Below are 21,446 nucleotides of genomic sequence, written 5' to 3'. Positions count from 1 at the left end.
GGATGCGCGGGTTCGCCTGTCGGCGTGGTGGTTCGACACACAATCGATGCGGTTACTCGGGCTGGTTGACCGAGGAGATCTTGTACGGCGTACTGACGCCCTCGTACATGAGATGCGTCATCAACCCCTGCGACGCGTGCGGCAGGTTGTGGCAGTGGTCCATCCAGACGCCGGGGTTGTCGGCCAGGAAGGCGATCTCGTAGGTTTCGCCGTCGTCGACCTCCAGCGTGTCGACCCACCACGGAGTGCCGGACGCCGCGACGCCGTTGCGGGACAAGACGATCGCGTGGTGCCCGTGCAGGTGCATCGGGTGCGACTGCCCGCTGGTGTTGGAGATCGTCATCTTCACCACATCCCCGGAAGCGACCATGAACATCGGGACGTCGGGGAACTTGTGCCCGTTGATCGTCCACCACAGACCAGGTACGCCGTCCAGGAAGCCGGGACGCCGGCCGATGCGGTACTCGAACACGCGGTCGGGATGCGCGACATCGAGGCCCAAGGGAGCAGGCGTTCCGTAGGTGAGGAGATCGATGGTTGCTGAAGACAAAGATCCGTCCGGCCCGTCGCCACCGATCCGCAGACTCACGCCGCCCGCGTCCAGCCGTACGCCGCCCGCGGGAACCACCACCTCGAAGTCCACCCGGGCACCGGCCGCCAGCGGGAACGTGTCGGTCGTGGGCGTCGGGCCGTGGAGCTCCCGACCGTCGACGGCGACGACCTTGGCAGGTGCACCGACCAGCCCCGTGCGGATCAAGGCGTTGTCGGTGTTGACCACGCGCACGCGCAACGTCGTACCAGCAGGAACCTCGACGCGTGAAGAGCCGGTCGAGCCGTTGATCGTGCGCCGGTCGTCGTACGTGTGAATCGCGGCAACGACATCGCGCCCGGGCGACCCGATCACGATCGTGCCGAAGAGTCCGCTGCGGACCTGCTCGCTGGACACCTGGTGCGAGTGGTACCAGTACGTCCCCGCCACCGAGGCCCGGAAGCGGTAGACGTGACGACCACCCACCGGTACGGCGTCCTGCGTGACCCCGGCGACGCCGTCCTCCGCGTTCGGGACGTCGATCCCGTGCCAGTGCAGCGTCGCGCCGTCGGGGACCGACTCGTTGACCAGCGTCACCTCGACCAACTCACCGACCCCCGCGCGGATCAAAGGCCCCGGCGACGAGCCGTTGAGCGTGTAGCCGTCGACCGACTCACCGGAGGCCAACGTGAACGAGGACTTCCGCGCGGTCAGCGTCACCGCGACGTCGGCGGCACCGGTGCGCGGCCCGGTGAGGTCGGCGACGCTGGTGCCGCCGTGGTGCTGATGCCCCGACGCCGCGCCGCCGCCGTAGTCGGCGTACCCCATCTCCGAGGCCGAGTACGTCGACGGCACGAGACTGGTCGCCCAGAGGTACGCCAGCGGCACGAGCACCGCCAGTGTCACCCCCAGCGCGATCAACCGGCCACGCCACTTACGCACTGGCGACCACCGGTGCCGACGCCCGTCGCGACGCGGCGCCCGCCACGCCCGCGATCGCGAGCCCGTTGATCCCGTGCAGGAGGCCCAGCGCCGGGATGCCGAACGACACCACCGCCAGCACGAACTGCAGCACGACCAGTCCTGCCACCGCACCCGCCAGAAGACGGCCCTTCGGTACGTCGGTCAGGAACGAGACGATCAGGAAGATCAGCGCGATCAGCCCGATCGCCGTCCCCGCGATGCTGTGGTAACTCTGCCCGAAGTTGGTGTAGTCCGCGCCGATCGTGACGCCGTCCTCCGCGTCGGCCGCGGTGGTGAACCCAGCCAGCGCGATCGCCGCGATCTGGAGCACCACGGCGAGCGCGATCAGCGAAGCGAGCGCCCGGTACGCCGTCCTCATGCGTGCCGCCGCTTCTTCACGAAGACCACAGCCGCCACGATCAGCAGCAGCGGCAGCACCGGCGGATGCCCACCGCCGACCACACACCCGACCGACAACAGCACCGCGAGTCCGGCCAGAGCGATCAGCAGAGGCAAGGGAATCCGCGCAAGCGGTCCACGAGCCGCCCACCCTGGTCGACGGGCACCCGGGCGAGGTGCCGCCGGCTCTCCGGCCTCAGCCGAGGTCCATGGCGGACGCGTCCACCCGAACGGCCCCGCCCACGCCTCGCTCTGCTCGTCGGCGCGCTTCTCCCCCGGCAGATCAGCGAACAGCGCGGTCAGATCGGCCGCGGTCTTCGCCTGCAACGCCTGACTGATGCGTTCGCTGTGCTCCTCGGCAGTCAGCCGCCCGGCCTCGTAGTGCTCGCCCAGCCGCTTGACCGCCGCCTCGCGTTCCTGGTCCCCGACCCGCACGTTCTCGTTCATGACACTCCTCGGTCGTCGCAGTTCTGATGCCACCGATCGTGTCCTCCGAGCACCCCTCACCGCGTCGCCTCGGCGGCGACACCTCGCCTACCTCCGGCGGAGCACGGCAGCCACCAGACGTAGTACGGCGTACTCCCCCGGGCGTACGCCGTCCCAGGGAAAACCCCAGGCGCCACCCCCGCCCCGCGACTAGACTCGTCGGCGGCCACCCTCCGTCATGTGGGTCCGGCTGCCGGCAGACTCCGGCTCGCTCCATCGACCCGGCTCCCCAGTCTGCGTGGGCCGGCCCTGGAGGCGCGGCATGCACGCGATCAGCACGACCCGACTCACCAAGGTCTACCGGTACTCCGAGCAGGAGCCCGGGATGAAGGGCGCCTTCAAAGGCCTCTTCAAGCCCGTACGCCGTGAGCGCACGGCGGTCGACGCACTCACCCTGACCGTGCCGAAGGGCCAGGTGATCGGCCTGCTCGGCCCGAACGGCGCCGGCAAGACCACCACGATCAAGATGCTCTGCGGCCTGCTCCGCCCGACCGGCGGCGAGCTCGAGGTCCTCGGCCACCAGCCGCACCAGCGTTCCTTCGACTTCCTCAGCCGGATCTCGGTCGTGTTCGGCCAGAAGTCGATGCTCTGGTGGGACGTCTCGACGTACGACTCGCTGCTGATCCACCGCGAGATGTACGCGATCCCGAAACCGGTCTTCGACGCGTCCGTCGCCGAGCTGACCGAGCGCCTCGACGTCGCCGGGCTGATCAACATCCCGGTCCGCAAGCTCTCCCTCGGCCAGCGGATGCGCTGCGAGCTGGTGCTCGCCCTGCTGCACGGCCCGGACCTCCTGTTCGCCGACGAACCGACCGTCGGTCTGGACGTCGTCGCGAAGCTTGCCCTGCGCAACTTCCTCGCCGAGCTGAACCGCGACCACGGGACCACGATCGTCCTGACCAGCCACGACATGAGCGACGTCGCCGCGCTGTGCCGGCGGATCGCGCTGATCGACCACGGCGTGATCGGCTTCGACGGGGATCTGCGGGAGCTGCGGCAGCGCAGCGGCCAGCACGCCGACGCGGATCTCGACCAGGTCCTGGCCGCCATGTTCCAGGGCCGCCGCTCGTGACCCGGCAGCTCCGGCTGCTCCGCATCCTGACCGTGCAAGAGGTCCGGATGATGATGAACCACCGCTGGTGGCTCTTCCTGCTCCAGATCGCCAACGTGCTGCCGCCGGCCATCGCGCTCCTGGTCTGGCACGGCGCCATCGACCAGGGCGCCAACCCGCCCGTCTCCACGACGTACCTGACGAGCTACCTGGTCCTCGTCAGCGTCGTCTCGATGGTCACGTCGAGCTGGACGTCGGGCTTCCTGGCCGCGTCCATCCGCCTCGGCGGTCTCAACTCCTGGCTCGTCCGCCCCTGCTCGACCCACCTGTCGCACCTGGCCAACAACTCGGCCGAGAAGTTCCTCAAGCTCGGCCTGCTCGTGCCCCCGGTCGTCGTCCTCGGCCTGATCTTCCGCGACGACCTCCGTCTGCCCGGCGAGCCGGGCCGTTGGCTGCTCTTCCTCCCGGCCCTGATCATGGCCGCGGCGATGACGTTCGCCTTCGACATCCTGATCGGCTCCCTCGCCTTCTGGATGGAGGACATCGCGGCGGTCGACCGCCTGCGCTACCTGCTCGCGCGACTTCTCTCGGGAGGCCTCGTACCACTCGCGCTCTTCCCGGCGGTCTTCCAGCCGTTTCTCGACGCACAGCCGTTCCGCTTCCTGATCTCGTTCCCGCTCGAGGTCCTGCTCGGTACGACGCGCGCGATCGACTACGCCTACCAGGCGGGCTGGTTCGTCGTCGTGGTCGGTGGCGCGGTCCTGGTCTGGCGACGCGGTCTGCGCGACTACCAGGGAGCGGGCGCATGACGCCCCGGCTGTTCTGGGCGTGCCTGCAGCAGGCGATCCGCCGGGACCTGCAGTTCCGCAGCCAGACCGCGATCAACGCGTTCTCGTCGATCGGCGACCTCGTGCTCGGCGTCGTACCGGTCCTGATCATCACCGGCTCCGGCGGCACGGCCTGGACCGGGCCGCTGGCCGTCGTCGTGGTCGGCATCTTCGGCATCTCGACCGGCCTGATGGACTGCTTCGTCAAACCGAACCTGGCCAAGATGCACGGCTACGTCCGCCAGGGCGACCTCGACCTGATCCTGATCCGCCCGGTCAACGCCCAGCTGTTCGCGACCCTGCGCTGGATGGAGCCGGCCGAGCTCGGCCGTGTCCTGTCCGGCGCCGCGATGGTCGCGGTCGGCCTGCACCTGGCGGACGTCCGGCCCGATGCCGGTCTGGTCCTGCAAGCGGTCGCCTGGGCCGCGATCGGGTTCGCCGGGTTCAGCCTGCTCTGGGCCAACCTCGCCTACTCGGCGTTCTGGTTCGAGAGCGCCGACCCGGTCAACGAGATCGCGGCGCAGCTCCGCGAGGCGGGCAAGTACCCGATCACCTACTTCACCGGCGCGGCCCGGCTCGTCCTGATGACGCTCGTCCCGGCCGGGCTGGTGGCCGCGGTGCCGGTCGAGACCTTGACCGGCACCGCGTCACCACTGCTGCTCGCCCTCCCGGCACTCGCCGCCGGGCTGGTGCTCACCAAACTCCACTGGCACCTCGCCAGCCGCCGCTACAGCTCAGCCAGCAGCTGAGACAACGTTTCAGAAACTGGTACGCCGTTTCAGCTGGCCGCCGAGAGGATCTGGTTCACGTCGTCGTTGGCCTCGGCCAGCGACGCCGGTTCCTTCTCGAACGCCATCACCGCGTCCATCGCCGGCACCATCACCGCGCTGACGTCGGCCGCGTTCGGGTTCGCCGGGTACGCGAACACGTCGCCCGCCGACACCGGCTCCAGGAACGGCGTCACGTCCCAGCCGTCGGCCTCGAACGCCGCCTTGGCCAGCGGCAGCGAGGCAGTCACCGCCGGGAACACGACCCCGGCCTTGGCGACGATGTCCTGCGCCGTCTGCGACCCGAGGAACTTGACCCACGCCCAGGACGCGTCCTTGCGGGTGGAGTCACCCCAGATCGTGTCCGCCAGCCCGTTCATCATCGACATCCGCTTGCCGTTCGGCCCCTCCGGGAGCCGCGCCAGCTTGGTCTTCACCTGCTTCAGACCGGCGTACGTCTCGAGCATCCAGGACCCGTTCGGCGTGATGCCGTACTTGCCGGCCCCGAACGACGTGGTCACGTCGACCCCGGACTTGGCCTGCGCGTACGTCGGCATGAAGCCCTTGCTGATCAGCCCGCGCCACCAGCCGATCGTCTCGGTGAACTTCGGGTCGCCGTAGAAGAACTTGGTGCCCCACGGCTCGCCCTCGGAGTACGTCCAGTCGTTCGTCGCGGCGTACCAGCTCCAGCTGGTCTGGCCGTCGGCGCCACCGGCGTCGCCGTACCCGAGTCCGAAGACCTTGATGTTGTCCTTGTCGAACCCCGGCTGGTCACCGCGCCGGCCCTTGGCGTCGACGGTCAGCCGGGCGACGATCTGCTCGAACGTGCCGCCGTCCTTGGGGTTCCAGGTCATCGCGTTCAGCTGGTCGGTGCTGATCCCGGCCGCCTCGGTGAGCCCGGAGTTGTAGAAGTACACCTCGGTGTCGAAGTCCTTCGGCAGCCCGTACCGGTGGCCGTCGGCGCCGATCCAGCGCTCGGCCAGACCCTTCTGGTAGATCGACAGGTCGACCCCGTCGCGCTCGACGTAGTCGTCCAGCGCGAGCACCTGGCCCTTGTCGGCGAACAGCGGGTACTTCGCCGAGTGCGAGGTGAACACGTCCGGCGCCGTACCGGAGATGAAGCCGGTGACGAGCTTGTTCCAGTAGTCGTTCCAGCCGTACTGCTCGATCTTCACGCTGTACTGCGGGTTCTGCTGCCGGAACACCTTCGCGCACTCGGTGTACATCGGCAGCTGGGCCGAGTCCCACAGCCAGTAGATGACCTCGCCGGACCCGCGCGAGGCGGCTCCGTTGTTGCAGCCGGCGACCGCCGAGGCGGCCAGTCCGGCCAGCGTCCCCTTGAGCAACGTGCGTCGTGAAATGTTCATCCGACCCTCACTTGATCCCGGAGAAACCGATGGAGTTGGTGATCCGCTTGGCGAAGGCCAGGAACAAGACGATCATCGGCAGCGCCGCGATCAGCGTCGCCGCCATCAGCCCGGCCCAGTCCGGCCCACCCTGTGGAGTCTGCGACCGGAACACCCCGAGAGCAACGGTCAGCACCCGGACGTTCTCCTGCTGGCCGACCAGCAGCGGCCAGAAGTAGTCGTTCCAGGAGTTGATGTAGGTCAGGATCGCCAGCGTCGCGATCGGTGCCGCACTGATCGGGATGATGATGCCGAAGAAGATCTTGCGGTGCCCGGCGCCGTCGATCATCGCCGCCTCCTCCAGCTCCCGGTTGATGCCGAGGAAGAACTGGCGCAGGAAGAAGATCGCGAACGGCGTCATGAACGCGCCGGGCAGGATGATGCCGGCGAAGCTGTTCAGTAGCCCGAGGTTCTTGATCAGCACGAAGTTCGGCAGCGTGGTGAAGATCGGCGGCACCATCAACGCGGCCAGGAACAGCGCGAACACCTTGTCCCGGCCGGGCCAGCGCAGCCGGGCGAACGCGTACGCCGCCATCGCGCTGAAGAACACCTGGCTGACCGTCGTCACGGTGGACACGATCAGCGAGTTGCGCAGGTACAGCCAGAAGTTGACCGCGGCGCCGGACCCGCCCTGGGCCTGCGCCTCCTCGACCGTCGACAGCCCGAGCACCCGCTTGAAGGCGCCGAGCGTGGTCTCCACCGGGAGCAGCGAGCTCGGGTGGCCGGCCAGCTGGGTGTTGTCCGACAGCGCCGTACGAAGCATCCAGTAGAACGGGAACAGCGTGAGCAGCATCAGCACGATCAGGACGACCCACGCGACGGTCCGGCCCGGAGTGAGCGACTTCCTCATGCCAGATCACTCTCCTTGGCCCGCAGCAGCCGCAGCTGCAGCAGCGAGACGACCGCGAGGATCGCGAACAGCACCAGGGCCATCGCGGAGGCGTACCCGAAGTCGAACCGGGTGAAGGCCCGCTCGTAGATGTAGTAGTAGATGACCCGGGTGGCGTTGATCGGCCCGCCCTGCGTGGTCACCGCGATCGTGTCGAAGATCTGGAACGAACCGATCATGGTGACCACCAGGACCATCACCAGGACCGGCCGCAGCAGCGGCAGCGTGATCCGCCAGAACGTCTGCATCTCGCTCGAGCCGTCCACCTCGGCGGCCTCGTACACGTACGACGGAATGGTCTGCAGACCGGCGAACACCAGCAGCGCCGTGTAGCCCATGTGCCGCCAGATGTTGATCCCGGCAACGGTCGGGATGGCCCAGTGCGAGTCGCCGAAGAAGGCCACCGGATCGATCCCGATCAGCGTCAGGCCCTGGTTCACGATGCCGACCTGGAAGTCGAGCATCCAGTACCAGACCAGCGCGACCACCACGTTCGCGATCAGGTACGGCAGCAGGATCACCGCGCGGACCGTGATCGACTTGGTCAGCCGGTACATCAGCATCGCGATCAGCACCGCCAGCACGGTCTGCAGGCCGATGTTGATCACGACGTACTCGACCGTGACGACGAGCGCGTTCCAGAAGAAGCTGTCGTGGATCATCCGCTCGTAGTTCTGCAGCCCGTTGAACTCCGGCGCCTGCAGCAGGCTGTACTCGGTGAAGCTCAGGTAGGCGCCGCGCAGGGTCGGCCAGATGTAGAACACCACGAACCCGACGGTGGCCGGGGCCAGGAAGATCATCGCGACCTTCAGGTCCCCGAGACTTCGTCGTCGTCGCTTCGGTGGGGCACTCGTCGTCACGGCCACAGCCGATCTCCTCCTCAGTCGATGGCTTGCACGTCCAGCAGGATCGCGTTCTCGGGCCACTGCGCCGGGACCTGGACCCCGACGTTGGCGAGTGCGGCGCCGTTCAGCTCCACGCCGTCGGCCCACCAAGGAGCGGCGTTGCGCGGCTGAGCACCGGGAGTCTGCACCTTGGTGACCCGGTAGGTACGGGTCGTGTCGAGCCCGGGCAGCCGGACCCGGCCCAGGTCGGAGGTGATCGACTGGGTCAGCTGTACGGCGCTGAAGACCGCGCGGGACGCATCCTGTGCGACGACGCCGTGCAGCAGGAAGTCCTCCGAGCCACGGTCGGCCCGGACCACCCGGCCGGTGTGCAGCAGCGGCCGGAGCTCCTTGTGCAGTGCGACCCAGCCTGCCAGCTCCTCGCGCTCCTCGGCCGATGCCGCGCTGATGTCCCACTCGATCCCGAAGTGGCCGAACAGCGCGGTGGTCGCCCGGAACGCCAGCGTCTGGGTCCGGCCGGTGGTGTGCGCCTTCGGCGGGCCGACGTGGCAGCCGATCAGCTCCGGCGGGAGCAGCAGCTGGGTGTAGCGCTGGATCTTCTGGCGCTCCAGCGCGTCGTTGCTGTCACTGCCCCAGACGCGGTCGGTCCGCTCCAGTACGCCGAGGTCGACGCGCGCGCCACCGGACGAGCAGGACTCGATCTCCAGGCCGGGGTGCCGGCGCTTCAGCTCGTCCAGCAGCCGGTAGAGCGCCAGCGTCTGCGCGTGGATGCCCGCGGTCCCGGTCTGCTGGTTGCCGCCGTCAACGAAGTCGCGGTTGTGGTCCCACTTGAGGTACGAGATGTCGTACTCGTTCAGGATCGCGTCGAGCCGCTCGAGCAGGTAGTCGTACGCCGCCGGGATGCCCAGGTTGAGCCCCTGCTGGTGCCGCGCGGTCGGCGGCATCCGGTTGCCGGCGGCAAGGATCCAGTCCGGGTGCTCGCGGGCCAGGTCGGAGTCGGGGTTGACCATCTCCGGCTCGACCCACAGGCCGAACTGCAGCCCGAGACCGGTGACGTGGTCGACCAGCGGGTGCAGGCCCTTCGGCCAGATGCCCTCGTCGACGTACCAGTCGCCGAGCCCGGCGTGGTCGTCGCGGCGGCCGCGGAACCAGCCGTCGTCGAGGACGAACCGCTCCGCGCCGACCTCGGCGGCCGCGTCCGCGAGCGCCTTCAGCTTGTCCAGGTCGAGGTCGAAGTAGACCGCTTCCCAGGTGTTCAGCACGACCGGGCGGTCGGTGGTGGGATGGTTCGGCCGGGCCCGCAGGTACTCGTGGAAGCGGGTCGACAGCTGGTCCAGGCCCACGCCGTACGAGCCGTAGATCCAGGGGGTGCTGTAGCTGCCCTGCGGCTCGAGGCGACCCTCGCCCGGCAGGAGGAGCTCGCCGCCGCCGATCACGGCGAACCCGCTCATCCCGCGCTCGGCGTACGAGCGGTGGTTGCCGCTCCAGGCCGTGTGCACACCCCAAACCTCGCCGGTGCCGAAGGTGAAGTTCTGCGTGCCGGCGATCAGCAGCAGGGTCGCGTCGGCGCCGGTGCGGCCGCGGCGGTTGTCGCGGACGTGCGCGCCCTGGGTGAACGCGTGCAGCTGCGGGTGCCGCTCGCCGATGTGCCGGCCGGTCATGTCGAACAGCTCGGTCGCCTCGGTCGGCACCGGCAGAGCGAGCACCAGACCGTCAACTGTGTACGGCGTACCGCCCGTGTTGGTCAGGTCCGCCTTGGCCTTCACCAGGCCGGAGTCGGTCAGCTCGATCGTCAGCGCGAGCTTCAACTGTGCACCGGCGTCGGCGGCCTGGATGGTCACGGTGTTGCCGACCTGCTCGACGCTCTGCAGCCGGAACGACGCGGAGAAGTCCTGGCCGTCGCGGTGCCCGTTGAGCCCCGGCAGCCCGAACCAGCCGGCGGAGTACTCCGGGACGATCGCGACCGGCAGGTTGTCGTCGAGACCGTTGCCGGTCTGCACGGCCCCGGCCCCACGCCTGAGATCAATCAGGGCGGTCTCGCTCAGCTCACCGAGATCCGCACCCCAGTGCAGGATCGACGGAAGGGCCGGACCGGAGCAGTCCAGCACCAGGCTGACACCCGCCGAGCGGAGCTGCAGCACCTTGATGTTCGACACTGTTGATTCACTCTGCTTTCTGATTGATTTCAGGACGGAACTATTTACCCTGACACGCCGAATGTCAATGCTTCACGAGGTTAAGTAAGTACCCTAAGCCCCCACACCCGGCTCTACAACGTGGGAACGCCCGATCACCTGGTGATCGGGCGTTCTTTCGCGTGGTGTCAGCTCCGCCGGACGCGCACCAGCAGGTCGTCAGGCGACGCTTATCCTGCGGACCGACCTCAGCCACGCGTCGACCTTGGCGACATCGGGCGTCGCGGGGAGAACGGTCTTCTGCAGGGCGCGGTCGAGGTCCTCGTGCAGGCCGAGGCGCCAGCGTTCGACCTCGTCCCACGGGAGGGCGCCGGCCTTCACCGCGAGCAGGCGCTCCCGGTCGTCGCCGACATCGACGACGAGTTTGCCCTCGGCCAGCAGAGTGCGCGCCGACAGCAGCAGGCGGATCAGGTGCATGACGTGCTTCCACTTGGGCGCGCCGTCGCGCCGGAAGTCGGCCTCGAGCTTCTTGAACTGGCTCAGCACGTAGCCCGAGTAGGTCTGGTAGGCGAGCTGGGACAGGAAAGCTTCCCGCAGGTCGACCAGCTCCTGCCCCAGCGGTTTGCAGGTCACCACCAACGGCGAATGCAGCACCTCGAGCAGGTTCGGGTTGGCCTTGAGGGCCAGCTCGCAGAAGCGTTCCACCTCCCACGAGAACCACTCCGGCTCCGGCCCGTCCACGTGCGTCGGCGGCTTCGCCAGAGACCAGAACGCTTCGGTCGGCGCGACGTACACCCCGCGGGTATCGGTGTCCGACGCGTCCGTGTCCAGCCCGAACGCCCGCGACCCGACCACCGCCGCGTAGATCGTCCGCTCCCGCACCAGCACGTCCGGCGCTGCCACCTCGATCGCTTCGTCCTGGTACGCCGTACGCAAACTCAGCTGATCCCGCCGGGCCGTCGTCGACCGCCCATCCACCAGCCGCACGTCGTACCGGCCGTTGGCGGTCACCCCGCTGATCCGCCCGGTCGCCCCACGCTGCGCGGTCCCACCGACGTCATCCGACCCGGCCACCCGCAACACCACCTGGGTCCCCACCGGCAACTGCGGCCCCTCGATCGCCATGCCCCCATCCTCCCCCGGCACCGGCCGACCACCCACCACCTTCCAACCTCGCCGACACGCCGCGACACGCCGTCGGCCACGGCGTGTCGCTGAGGTTGGAAGGTGGTGCACGTCCACGACCCTCTATTGACAAATTAACCTGACAATACGATGGTTGCCGCATGCTGGGATACGTCGACGAGCCAGAGGCGGTCCGGATCGCGCTGTCGCCGATCCGGCGGCAGTTGCTGGAGCTGCTGCGGGAGCCGTCCTCGGCGACCCAGCTCGCGGCCGCGCTCGAGCTGCCACGGCAGCGGGTCAGCTACCACCTCAAGGAACTGGAGAAGGCCGGCCTCGTCGAGCTCGTCGAGGAGCGGCAGCGCCGCGGTTTCGTCGAGCGCATCCTCCAAGCGTCGGCGACGATCGTCGTCGACCCCGGCGTGATGGGCCACGCCTTCACCACCATCCACGACCAGTACGCCGCCGAGCACCTGGTGGAAGTTGCCGCCGGCACCGTTCGCGACGTCGCCGGGATGCAGCGCAAGGCCGGCGCCGCGGGCAAGCGCCTGCTCACGTTCACGCTGGAGACCGAGGTCCGGTTCGCCGAGCCGGGCGACGTCCACCGGTTCACCGACGCCTTGACCGAGGCGGTACGGCGGGTGGTCGAGGAGTTCGACACCGCCGACGGCCGCCCGTACCGCTTGATCGCCGGCGGGCACCCCGCCGTCCGCCGTACCGAAGGAGAAGACGCATGACCGAGCAGACCCCGCAGATCGTGGTCACCATCGCCGCACCGGTCGAGGCGGTGTGGGAGGCGCTGCGCGACAAGGAGAAGATCCGGCACTGGCACGGCTGGGAGTACGAGGGCGGAGTCGACGGCAGCCTCGACCAGGAGATCGACCTGATCTTCTTCGACCACGTCGCGGTCGACGACGCCGAGGCGCACGTGCTGGACATCCAGGGCGGCGACAAGTTCGAGGTCGAGCCGCACGAGGGCGGCGCCAAGATCACGCTGACCCGCGCGGCGCGCGGCGACAATCCCGACTGGGAGGCGTACTACGACGACATCACCGAGGGCTGGACGACGTTCCTCCACCAGCTCCGCTTCCTCCTCGAGCGTCACCCGAGCGACCCGCGCCGCACGCTCTTCTACTCCGGCACGGGCAGCGACTCCTTCGACCTCCCCGACCTGCCCGCTGGTACGCCGTACGAGCTGGACCTGATCGGCGAACGCATCACCGGCACGGTCTGGTTCGTCTCCGAGCACCAGCGCGGCCTGACCGTCGACGGCTGGGGCGACGGCCTGCTCGTCCTGAGCCACCTCGGCCCGAACGAGCAGAAGCCCGAGGGCGCCGCGATGGCCGTCCTCAGCCTGTACGGCGACACCGACCGCGACGAGATCGACAAGCGCTGGAACGACTGGTGGACGGCTCACTACCCGAACCCGACCGCGGGCTGACTTCTGACGCAACGGTGACACCGCGCAAAGGTGTCAGCACTCTCGGTCTGTTCTGACGGGTTACCGGGAAGTACATTCTCGCTGCAACGGCGACCGCGACGAGCGGTCGCCGCTCCTCCGGCGAGAAAGGCCACCGCCCCCATGAGCCTTCGTCTGTCCATCGCTCTGACCACCGCCCTGCTGACCACCGCGACCATGATCACCGCCGCTCCCGCCTACGCCGACGGGCCGGGCAGCGGTACGCCGTACGTCGTGACCGTCGGCGACTCCTACATCTCGGGCGAGGCCGGCCGCTGGGCCGGCAGCTCGAACAACTCCGAAGCGCCCGCCGACGCGCTCGGCGCGCACGCCTACCACGACAACGCGGCCGGGACCGGCGAGCAGATCGCCAAGTGCCACCGCAGCAAGTCCGCCGAGGCGTACATCGGCGGTGGGGTCGGCGGGCTGAACCTGGCCTGCTCCGGCGCCCGGACCGCGACCTCGAACGGCGACGACTTCAAGCCCGGCCTGGACTTCTTCGACAACGGCGCCGGCCGGCTCGGTCAGGCCAAGCTGCTGCAGCAGTTCGCGACGACGCACAACGTCAAGCAGGTGGTCGTGTCGATCGGCGGCAACGACTTCAACTTCGCCTCGATCGTGCAGTCCTGCGTGACCGACTTCCTGCTGTCGCCGTCCTGGTTCCCCGACTACTGCAAGGACGACTCGTCGGTGGTCGCGAACTTCACCGCCGCCAACGTCACCGCCGTCCGGGGCCGGATCGCGACGGCGTTCCAGAACGTCGCGACGGCGATGCGCAACGCCGGGTACGCCGACAACGCGTGGACCCTGCTGGTCCAGACCTACCCGTCCCCGATCCCGGCCGGCAGCGGCTTCCGCTACGGCCAGACCGGCTACACCCGCCAGAGCGTCGGCGGCTGCGGCTTCTGGAACACCGACGCCGACTGGGCCAACGCCACCGCGCTGACCACGATCAACAACACCGTCCGCGCGGCGATCGGCCAGTCCGGCCTGACCAACACCCGTCTGCTCGAGCTCCAGTCCACCTTCAACGGCCGCCGCCTGTGCGAGAAGACCGTCGGCCTGTACGAGGAAGTCGGCCTCACCTCCTGGACCCAGCCCACCGCCGTCGACCGCACCGAGTGGGTCAACCAGATCCGCACCGTCACCACGATCGGCTCGAACTACTTCATCCAGGAGTCCATCCACCCCAACTACTGGGGTCAACTGGCCCTCCGCTCCTGCATCCGCCAGACCTACGTCCAGAACCGAGGCGGCACCTGCGCCATCGCCGGCACCGGCCTGGCCAACGGCGAACCCCGGATGACGCTGAACTGAGAACCACCGCCGGTCCGCCGGGTCAGGAACCTGGCCTGGCGGATCGGTAGGGTCCACGCATGGCGTACCACGGCGGCCCGAACCCGGCGTATCAGGCCCACGACGACAAGTCCTCACGAAGGAAGCGGCTCAGCATGACCGGCCTCATCCTCGGCGGCGTCCTGCTGGCCCTGGCCGTCGTCATCCTGCTCCTGCTCGCCGGGCTCTTCGTCCTCGGCGGCGGAGGCGACAGCGAGCGGTTTGCCCCGGTCGTTCGCGGCTTCGTCACCACGAGCATCACGGTCGGCGCACTCGGACTCGTCAGCCTGGTGTTCGGGATCATCACCAGGAAGTAGCTCAGCCCCGAGCGCCCTGCAGCTCGGCGGCCCAGGCGTAGTCGCCCTCCCAGCCGTTCCCGGTCGGCGCCAGGATCAGGCGCTCGACACCTGCTTCCTCGTACGCCGACACCTGCGCAACCGCCTTCGCCAGCTCGGCATCCAGCTGCGGCGCAACGATGCTGACCGTCGGCCGCGGCCGCTCGTACTGCTCCGCCAGCTCCCCCAGCACCTGCAACCGCGCCGCGACGTCCTCCACCGCGAGCCCGATCGAAACCCACCCGTCCCCGAACCGAGCAGCCCGCGCAACAGCCTTCGCGCCATCCCCCGCCACCAGAATCGGCGGCACAGTAGCCCCCGGCGCAATCGCCGCCTCGAAATCCTCCGCCACCCGCGCCGGACGCCCGGCGATCAGATCCCGCAGCACCGCGAGCCCTTCGTCGGTCCGCCGCCCCCGATCCCCGTACGACGTACCAGCAGCTCGCCACCCCACATCCCCATGCGCCGGATTCCCCGTCCCCACACCCAGCAGCACCCGATCCCCCGACACGTACTGCATCGAACTCACCTGCTTCGCCGCCCACGCCACCGGCCGCAACGCCAGCAGCAGTACGCCGTACCCGATGCGCACCCGCGAAGTCACCGCAGCCGCCGTCGCCAGCACCACCGTGCTGTCCACGATCGGCGCACTCGCGATCAGGTGATCGGTCGACCACACCGACTCCACCCCCGCCGCCTCACCCACCCGAGCCGCCGCCCCCACATCCCCCAGCACCGGCCGCGAAGGATCCGGCGTGGACGTCGGCAACATCAACCCCAGCTTGATCGTCATACCTCCCCACAACCGGCCGCGCCGCCGAGGTCTTCCCCATCGATCGAGTTCACCGAGCGTTCGCGGCGTCCAGTGCCGCCCGGATCCTCGCTTCCTCGTCGCTGCCCGTGGTCGGTAACCGGAGCAGCGGGAGGTCGTACACCTCGAAGATCTGGTTCTTCAGCGCATCGCGGGCGAGCTGCACCGGGTTGTCCTCGTGGTACTTGAAGCCGTCCACCTCGATCGCGAGCAGCGGGCGGTTGCTCACTCGGTTGTAGACGACGAAGTCGACCGATGCCCTGTTGCCGACGTACCGGGCCTGGTCCTCGGTGAGCCCGCTCCGGTCCGGGAACAGGTTCGAGACCAGGACCTGCGGAGCGATGGTGAGGTGCTCGTACGGCGGCTCCTTCAGCAGCTCGACGAGGACGGTCCAGATGATGTTCTCCGAGCGGTACTTCGAACCGCTCTGAAGCCGGCCCGCCAACGACCTCAGCCGGCGGGAGTACTCGCGGTAGAGCAGGTCGAAGACCGACACCACCGCGCTGTCGACCACTCCCTGGTCCAGGCGCTGGTAGCCGATGTAGTCGATCAGGTCCCGGACGTGCCGGCTCTTGGACAGCAGGTCGTGGTTGGTCACCAGGACGAACTTCTTCGCGGCGCGCGAGACCGCCACGTTGATCAGCTGTGGATCGTCGACGAACTTCAGGCCGGTCTGACCGCGCCACGTCTCGTCCAGCACCGTCGTCATGATCACGACGTCCTTCTGCCGTCCCTGGAACCTGTGGACGGTGTCCGCCTCGATCTGCTCGATCAGCGTCTGGGTGACCTTGTTCGCCTGACGCCGGTACGGCGTCGTGATGCCGATGTCCTCGGGCCGGACGTTCGCGCACTCCCGTGGGATCACTTCCCGGTTGATGACGTCGATCTCGCGCTGGTTCGTCCGCCCGCCGCCGGTGTGCTGCCGCATGTGGTTGCCTTCGACGGTACGCCGTACGACCATCGCGTGACCACTGCCGCTCTGCGTGAACGGGACGAGATCCCCACCGTAGAAGGACTTGTTGCAGAAGCCGATGATCGCCGGGTCGCAGCGGTAGTGCTCGCGGAGCAGCGTCTTGGGGAGCGCCTGCCCGTAGAGCACGCTCAGCGAGGCGAGCAGACTGTGCGACTCGTAGTCGTACGCCGGTTGCGGCGCGACCGTACCCTTCGCGGCGTCGTCGGCGATGTGCGGAAGCTGCTTGAGATCGCCGACCACGACAAGGTTGCGGCAGCTGGCGAGCGCGGCCCCGGCGGCCAGAAGACTGACCTGGGACGCCTCGTCGACGATGAGGTAGTCGAGCAGCTGCCCGGAGGGAAGGTTGGCCCGCAGCGAATGGCACGTGCTCAACAGCACCGGGTGCTGTGCTGCGAACTCCGTGAACCTCGAGCGGTAGTTCGCCTGGGTGAACACCGTCGTCCCGGACCGCCGGTACCGATCACCCAGTACGGCGTGCAGCGCCTGCCTGGACAGCAGCCGGTGCTCTTCGGCGAGCGCGGTGAAGTTGCCTCTGCTCAGCTCGCCGTCGACCTCCGCGAGCTGGGTCGTCAGTTCGTCGATCCGCCGGTCGTAGAACGCCCGCTGCAGTCGCAGGACGACGGCGGTGTCGCTGGGATCGAGCCCTCGCAGGGATCCGAACTTGAGGTACTGCCGGATCCGCCTGACCAGTCCGCCGGATCGGTTCTCCTCGCGGTCGGTCTCCACGAGGTAGTCGAGAATCCGGTCCGCCGAGCGCCGGAGCAGTGGAAGCCGGTCCAGCTGTGACAGGTCCCCTGGCTGAACGTGCTTCTCGAAGTGCCGGAGCTCCAGCCCGTAGGCGTCGAGGTCGTGCCGGAGCTGCGCGCGGCGGCGTTCGGCCTCCTGCAACCGGCGCAGCCGGCCGTCCAGCTCGGTCAGTCTCCGCGCGTCGGGGGCGGCCGGCGTACCGGCGACGAACTCCTGGACTCGACGCGTCCGGCTTTGCTGCCCGTCGAAGAACGCGGTCGCCATGTCCTTGTTGCCGAGCCGGGCGATCACGGGCCCGAAGCCGAGCTCGTCGAGCTTGTCCCGGACGTTGTCGACCGCCGAGTTGCCGAACGACACGACGCCGACGGTCTGCGTGCCGGAAGCGATGATGTTGGCGACGAGATTCAGGATCGTCTCGGTCTTGCCGGTTCCTGGCGGTCCCTCGATCACCGAGACGGCGTTGGTCAGCGCGTTCTCCACCGCCTGTCGCTGACTGAGGTTGCAGCGGAACGGGTAGATCGGGGCCGCGGCGAGTGGCGTCGACTCGATCGGCGCGCCCACGAGGTAGCGCGCAAGCGCGCTCTCGGGGTGAACGAAACCGAGGGAGTCGTAGACAGGCCGGAGCGGATCGTCATCCGGCAGACGCGACACGATGCCCCGCCAGTAGGCGAGGACGTCGGCGACCTCGGGGCGGCCGGCAGCATTCGGGACGACGCGGACCTTCGAGGCGGCCTGAAGGGACTGCGACTCACCGTTGCGCGTCTTGTAGAAGATTCGCGCCCAAGCCTCGCCGTACCCCGTGAACGTGCAGACCTCGGTCGCGTTCGTCCAGATCACGCCGTCAACCTCGATCAGCTGATGCGAGTCGGCGACCATGCGGTCCGAACGACCGAGAACCCGCACCCGCTCCGGACCGTAGGGATACGCTTTGGCGTTCGACGTGTAGACGATCTCGACTCGACCGTCGGGTAGCACCCGCCAACGGGCGACTTTCTCGGACTTGTCCTTCCAGCGCCCCGACCGGTCATCGTCCACAAGAACGAGTTCACGGCGAAGATCGACCACAACGGCCCCCTGACCCGTGGCTGAGTGGCCGGCAGGCATACCGGCACAGACTGTCACCCTAGGACACTCAGAGTCGCGGCGCAGCGGCTCGCCGGAGGCACGGGTCCCCTCAGTACGCGGACCATCTCTGCGTCTTCACCCCGGAACGCAAGAAAGGCCGGTCCCGAGGGACCGGCCTTCTTCAACTGCTCAAGGGGTGGTGGAGGTGGCGGGAATCGAACCCGCGTCCTTCGGCGCCGACCCAAGACTTCTCCGGGCGCAGTCTGAAGTGGTGTTTTCTCAGTCCCAGCGCTCGTACAGACACGTCGCTGACAGACTCAGTCGCTGTAAATGTCCCGCGCCAACCCCGCGACCGGGTTGACGAAGCAAGCTTCCTAGCTGAGGCCAGGAACCGGGTCGGAAGCACTCCCGGGCTGACCGCTTCTTAAGTGCTCAGGCTGTCAGGCAGCGAGAGCGAAGCTCTGACGCGTATTAGCGGCAGTTATTGTTTTCCAGAGATCGTTAACGAGATAACCCTGGATCCTCGGCCCGCTTCTCTTGGAACGTACGTCCAAAGTCGAAACCGTTCACCCCCTGTTGAGTTGTCAAACTCCTACGGCCCCGGAGGGCCGCAGAAGTCCAACACTACCAAGTCCAACAGGTGAACCGCACCTGACATTCCTCAGCGCGGCAGCGGAGCGAGCCGGACCAGTTCGTCGGGGCCGACCCAGGCGACCTGGCCGTCCGCGGCGTCGAACCCACCGGCCAGCGCGCCGATCGTGCTGTGCCCACCCGGCGAGCCGGGCCGCCAGACGTGCAGCTCGGATTCGGATCCGGACTCGGTCGAGGTGCTGTAGACCAGTCGCCCGGCGGACAACTGGACCGCGACGACGCCGGCGGCCGCGCGCTCGACCGGAGCGGAGGTTGTCGCCAGATCCCGTACGACGAGCGTCGTGTCGGCGCACCCACCCGACTGGTTCGTCGTACAGGTCGCGTAGCCCAGGACCGAGCCTTCGAGATCCAGGTCTGCGACCTTCGGCCCCGGGCCCCGGAGCTCGCTGACCGTCCCGGTGCGCAGATCGCGCTGCAGGATCCGCCACGCGCTGTCGGTGTAGACGAGCCGGTCGCCCGCCAGCGCCACGCTCCGGTAGAGGTCGAGCGGACCGATCTCCGTGTTCGTCCCGGTCCGTACGTCGTACACCATCATCCGGTGGTCGTCGTAGATCGGCTCACAGCCCCACGGCCCACACATCTGGTCGGTCAGCAGCGCCTTGATCCACAGCAGCCGATTCCCGCTGAACTGCAGCGGCCCGATGACCTTCTCCGACCCGGACGCAAGCTCGTACACCCGCGTCCGCGTCCCGTCGGACCGCCACAGCCACAAGTCGCCGCCCGGCACAGGTTCCACGTACGCCGTACCGGCAGTCCCCTGCCCGGCGCCGACCGGAGCAACCTCCCCCGCCGACCGCTGCGGCCCGAGCACGAGCCGGCCCGACGTCTCGACCACTCGGCGGCGATGCAGAGCCTGGTCCCGCGTCCCCTGGTTGTCCTGGTACGCGACGAACCCACCCCCGAGGCTGACGCCGAAACTCTTCGGCGGGAGCAGCCCGATCGTCACCAGCCGAGTCCGCGGCAGACCGTCGCCCACCACGGCCATCGCGTCCAGTCCCGGCGACCGCCCGTACACGTCGACCACGTACCGCTGGCCATGGACACCGATCGTCTCGCTGCCCTTGACTTCGGTCACAGCACCGGAAGCACTGATCGAGCCCGCCGCGCACCGATCCTCGGCGATGCTCTCGTCGCAGCCCGCCCAACCGGTCCCCACGCCGTTGATCGCCGTCTGCCGGACCACCCGCTCGACCCGGGTGACGCGCGCCGGCCCGCCAGTCGTCGACGACCGTACGACGTACGACGCGTGCGGCACCGGGTCGCTCTCGTCGTAGCTGGCCCAGCTGACCTGATCCCCCTTGAGGTCGATCGCTCTAGGGGAGCGGTTGCGGCCCCCGTCCTGGATCCGCACCGCGGTCCCCGGATCAGCGTACGAGTGGTACTCGAGCTCGACCAGCTCGTCGTCGGTCCCGCCGCGCAGCACGTAGCCCTGGTCGTCGGCCGCCATCAGCTTGTAGTCCAGGATCTCCGGCCCGGTCCCACCGACCTCGCAGCCGGCGGCGGACACGTGGATCCGGCGCCCGCCGGTGCCGATCCAGCCGAAGGACGTGTACGCCGCGTCGGCCCAGGACCAGACCGGCAACGGCGCCAGATCCGGGTCGCAGGTCTGCACCTGCGTCCGCCCGATCACGAGGTAGCGACCGCCCTCGGCGTAGACCTTGTCCCCGCGCAGCACCCGGAAGTCGTTCGAGATCTCGTACGCCGGTCGCCCGGCCGGCTTCAGCCAGGTGACCTTCCGGCCGCTGAAGATATCCCGCGGACCCGCTGTGTACAGCACCCCGTACGACGAAGCGCCCACCACCTCGATGCCCGGATCCTGCGTCGGCACCCGGTTCACCTCGACCGTCCCCGGTGGATCGGCCGCCCCGGCCGCCCCGCTCGACAGCGCGAGCACGGACACCGCCGCGATCGCCACCCCGACAGCTCTTCGTCCCCAGAACCCCATCAGCCGTCCACTCCTCGTTCGGTCACCAGTTGGCATCGACGCACAACTTGATGCGAACGGAACGGAGAAGGTTGCGGCGACTACTTGAGCAGTCGCAGCGTGAACGGGTACTTGAAGTCGGAGCCGAGCATCGCGGCCAGGCCGCCGATACCGGTCAGCACGAACCAGACCAGGCCGACGAGCGGGAACAGGAAGCCGGTGAACCCGTCGGTGATCCCGGTGACGATGCCGAGCAGCGTGAACACGGCCAGCGCGCTGATCTGGAAGTTCGTCGCCTCGACCGCGTGCTTGCGGATCACCGGGTTGTCCTTGCCGGCCGTCGCGACGATCAGCGCCGGGCCGACGAAGAACGTCGGGTAGCCGAGCCAGTGCGAGATCGTGCCCATCCCGCGGCCCTTGCCCTCGTAGCGTTGCAGCGGCGCCGGACGCGTGAACGCGGCCGGTGCGTAGGTGGGGACCGGGCGGGCCAGCAACCCGTCGAACGAGCCGTTCAGCTCGGCGCGGGTGCGGGCCTTCAGCGCCAGCTCGAGCCGGGAGTCGAACTCGAGGTGGGTCAGCCGGCCGTCGGCGTACATCTCTTGCAGGATCTCGACCGCACGGTCCCGTTGGGCCGGCGTCACCAGCAGCTCTGAAGTGGACATGCCTCTACTGTGCTGCCGAAAACCCGTCCGCCCCATCGGGTGCCGCCCGGAGCCACCCCTGAGCC

At 68.5% G+C, this 21,446-nt stretch carries 19 protein-coding genes and 1 other RNA gene; 7 read left to right on the top strand and 13 right to left on the bottom strand.

The features are described 5' to 3' along the window. Positions 1-52: 52 nt before the first annotated feature. The 3 genes from HDA39_RS39810 to HDA39_RS39800 are packed head-to-tail and all read right to left on the bottom strand — an operon-like array spanning position 53 to position 2,338. On the bottom strand, positions 53-1,471 hold the full coding sequence (locus tag HDA39_RS39810; protein WP_337926091.1) for a multicopper oxidase family protein: 1,419 nt from the start codon (positions 1,469-1,471) through the stop codon (positions 53-55). After that, a complete protein-coding gene (locus HDA39_RS39805) occupies positions 1,464-1,871 on the bottom strand; it encodes a hypothetical protein (RefSeq protein ID WP_184804402.1) in 408 nt (135 codons plus the stop codon). Before HDA39_RS39805 ends, HDA39_RS39810 begins: the two co-directional genes overlap by 8 nt. Next, positions 1,868-2,338: a DUF1707 SHOCT-like domain-containing protein gene (locus HDA39_RS39800; RefSeq protein WP_184804399.1), complete on the bottom strand. Its 471-nt coding sequence runs from the start codon at positions 2,336-2,338 to the stop codon at positions 1,868-1,870. The genes HDA39_RS39805 and HDA39_RS39800 overlap by 4 nt, the downstream gene beginning before the upstream one ends. A gap of 301 nt (positions 2,339-2,639) precedes the next feature. Here HDA39_RS39800 and HDA39_RS39795 point away from each other — a divergent pair, with 301 nt between their 5' ends. Genes HDA39_RS39795 through HDA39_RS39785 form a run of 3 tightly spaced genes read left to right on the top strand, consistent with a single transcriptional unit; the run spans position 2,640 to position 5,004 of the window. After that, positions 2,640-3,449: an ABC transporter ATP-binding protein gene (locus HDA39_RS39795; protein WP_184804396.1), complete on the top strand. Its 810-nt coding sequence runs from the start codon at positions 2,640-2,642 to the stop codon at positions 3,447-3,449. Further along, a complete protein-coding gene (locus tag HDA39_RS39790) occupies positions 3,446-4,237 on the top strand; it encodes an ABC transporter permease (protein WP_337926090.1) in 792 nt (263 codons plus the stop codon). Before HDA39_RS39795 ends, HDA39_RS39790 begins: the two co-directional genes overlap by 4 nt. After that, positions 4,234-5,004 (top strand): ABC transporter permease, encoded by a 771-nt coding sequence (locus tag HDA39_RS39785; protein ID WP_184804393.1) that lies wholly within the window; start codon positions 4,234-4,236, stop codon positions 5,002-5,004. The genes HDA39_RS39790 and HDA39_RS39785 overlap by 4 nt, the downstream gene beginning before the upstream one ends. A 29-nt stretch (positions 5,005-5,033) precedes the next feature. Here the strand turns inward: HDA39_RS39785 and HDA39_RS39780 are convergent, their stop codons facing one another. The 5 genes from HDA39_RS39780 to HDA39_RS39760 all read right to left on the bottom strand — a co-directional run bounded on the left by HDA39_RS39780 (position 5,034) and on the right by HDA39_RS39760 (position 11,422). Beyond that, complete coding sequence (locus tag HDA39_RS39780) at positions 5,034-6,389, bottom strand: substrate-binding domain-containing protein (protein WP_184804390.1); 1,356 nt, start codon at positions 6,387-6,389, stop codon at positions 5,034-5,036. A 7-nt stretch (positions 6,390-6,396) separates the two neighbouring features. Continuing rightward, complete coding sequence (locus tag HDA39_RS39775; protein ID WP_184804387.1) at positions 6,397-7,278, bottom strand: carbohydrate ABC transporter permease; 882 nt, start codon at positions 7,276-7,278, stop codon at positions 6,397-6,399. Next, the gene (locus HDA39_RS39770; RefSeq protein ID WP_337926088.1) at positions 7,275-8,183 is read right to left on the bottom strand and encodes a carbohydrate ABC transporter permease; all 909 of its coding nucleotides are present in this window, start codon (positions 8,181-8,183) and stop codon (positions 7,275-7,277) included. Before HDA39_RS39770 ends, HDA39_RS39775 begins: the two co-directional genes overlap by 4 nt. Before the next feature lie 14 nt (positions 8,184-8,197). Next, entirely contained in the window at positions 8,198-10,318 is a 2,121-nt protein-coding gene (locus HDA39_RS39765) for an alpha-galactosidase (RefSeq protein WP_184804384.1), read from the bottom strand. A 198-nt stretch (positions 10,319-10,516) separates the two neighbouring features. Next, on the bottom strand, positions 10,517-11,422 hold the full coding sequence (locus tag HDA39_RS39760; RefSeq protein WP_184804381.1) for a nucleotidyltransferase domain-containing protein: 906 nt from the start codon (positions 11,420-11,422) through the stop codon (positions 10,517-10,519). 161 nt (positions 11,423-11,583) lie between these two features. Between HDA39_RS39760 and HDA39_RS39755 the strand changes: the two genes are divergently transcribed. The 4 genes from HDA39_RS39755 to HDA39_RS39740 all read left to right on the top strand — a co-directional run bounded on the left by HDA39_RS39755 (position 11,584) and on the right by HDA39_RS39740 (position 14,530). Continuing rightward, complete coding sequence (locus HDA39_RS39755) at positions 11,584-12,156, top strand: ArsR/SmtB family transcription factor (protein ID WP_184804378.1); 573 nt, start codon at positions 11,584-11,586, stop codon at positions 12,154-12,156. After that, positions 12,153-12,860: an SRPBCC family protein gene (locus HDA39_RS39750; protein WP_184804375.1), complete on the top strand. Its 708-nt coding sequence runs from the start codon at positions 12,153-12,155 to the stop codon at positions 12,858-12,860. Before HDA39_RS39755 ends, HDA39_RS39750 begins: the two co-directional genes overlap by 4 nt. A 141-nt stretch (positions 12,861-13,001) precedes the next feature. Then, complete coding sequence (locus tag HDA39_RS39745) at positions 13,002-14,195, top strand: SGNH/GDSL hydrolase family protein (protein ID WP_184804371.1); 1,194 nt, start codon at positions 13,002-13,004, stop codon at positions 14,193-14,195. Between the two features lie 59 nt (positions 14,196-14,254). Beyond that, on the top strand, positions 14,255-14,530 hold the full coding sequence (locus tag HDA39_RS39740; RefSeq protein WP_184804368.1) for a hypothetical protein: 276 nt from the start codon (positions 14,255-14,257) through the stop codon (positions 14,528-14,530). A 1-nt stretch (position 14,531) separates the two neighbouring features. Here HDA39_RS39740 and HDA39_RS39735 read toward each other — a convergent pair whose 3' ends face one another. From HDA39_RS39735 to HDA39_RS39715, 5 genes are all read right to left on the bottom strand, one after another. Further along, a complete protein-coding gene (locus HDA39_RS39735; RefSeq protein ID WP_184804365.1) occupies positions 14,532-15,341 on the bottom strand; it encodes an LLM class flavin-dependent oxidoreductase in 810 nt (269 codons plus the stop codon). Between the two features lie 49 nt (positions 15,342-15,390). Next, on the bottom strand, positions 15,391-18,114 hold the full coding sequence (locus HDA39_RS39730) for an AAA domain-containing protein (RefSeq protein WP_184804362.1): 2,724 nt from the start codon (positions 18,112-18,114) through the stop codon (positions 15,391-15,393). 227 nt (positions 18,115-18,341) lie between these two features. Continuing rightward, positions 18,342-18,718, bottom strand: a transfer-messenger RNA (tmRNA) gene (ssrA, locus tag HDA39_RS39725). 87 nt (positions 18,719-18,805) lie between these two features. Continuing rightward, positions 18,806-20,740: a hypothetical protein gene (locus HDA39_RS39720; protein WP_184804358.1), complete on the bottom strand. Its 1,935-nt coding sequence runs from the start codon at positions 20,738-20,740 to the stop codon at positions 18,806-18,808. An 80-nt stretch (positions 20,741-20,820) separates the two neighbouring features. Beyond that, positions 20,821-21,381 carry a DUF1707 and DUF4870 domain-containing protein gene (locus HDA39_RS39715; RefSeq protein ID WP_238356276.1) on the bottom strand — a complete coding sequence of 187 codons (561 nt, stop codon included), beginning with the start codon at positions 21,379-21,381 and terminating at the stop codon, positions 20,821-20,823. Positions 21,382-21,446 lie beyond the last annotated feature (65 nt).

The sequence above is a fragment of the Kribbella italica genome, from assembly GCF_014205135.1.
GTDB lineage: Bacteria > Actinomycetota > Actinomycetes > Propionibacteriales > Kribbellaceae > Kribbella > Kribbella italica.
Note: the sequence above shows the minus strand (reverse complement) of the source record. Positions and strands in the feature narration are given on the sequence as shown.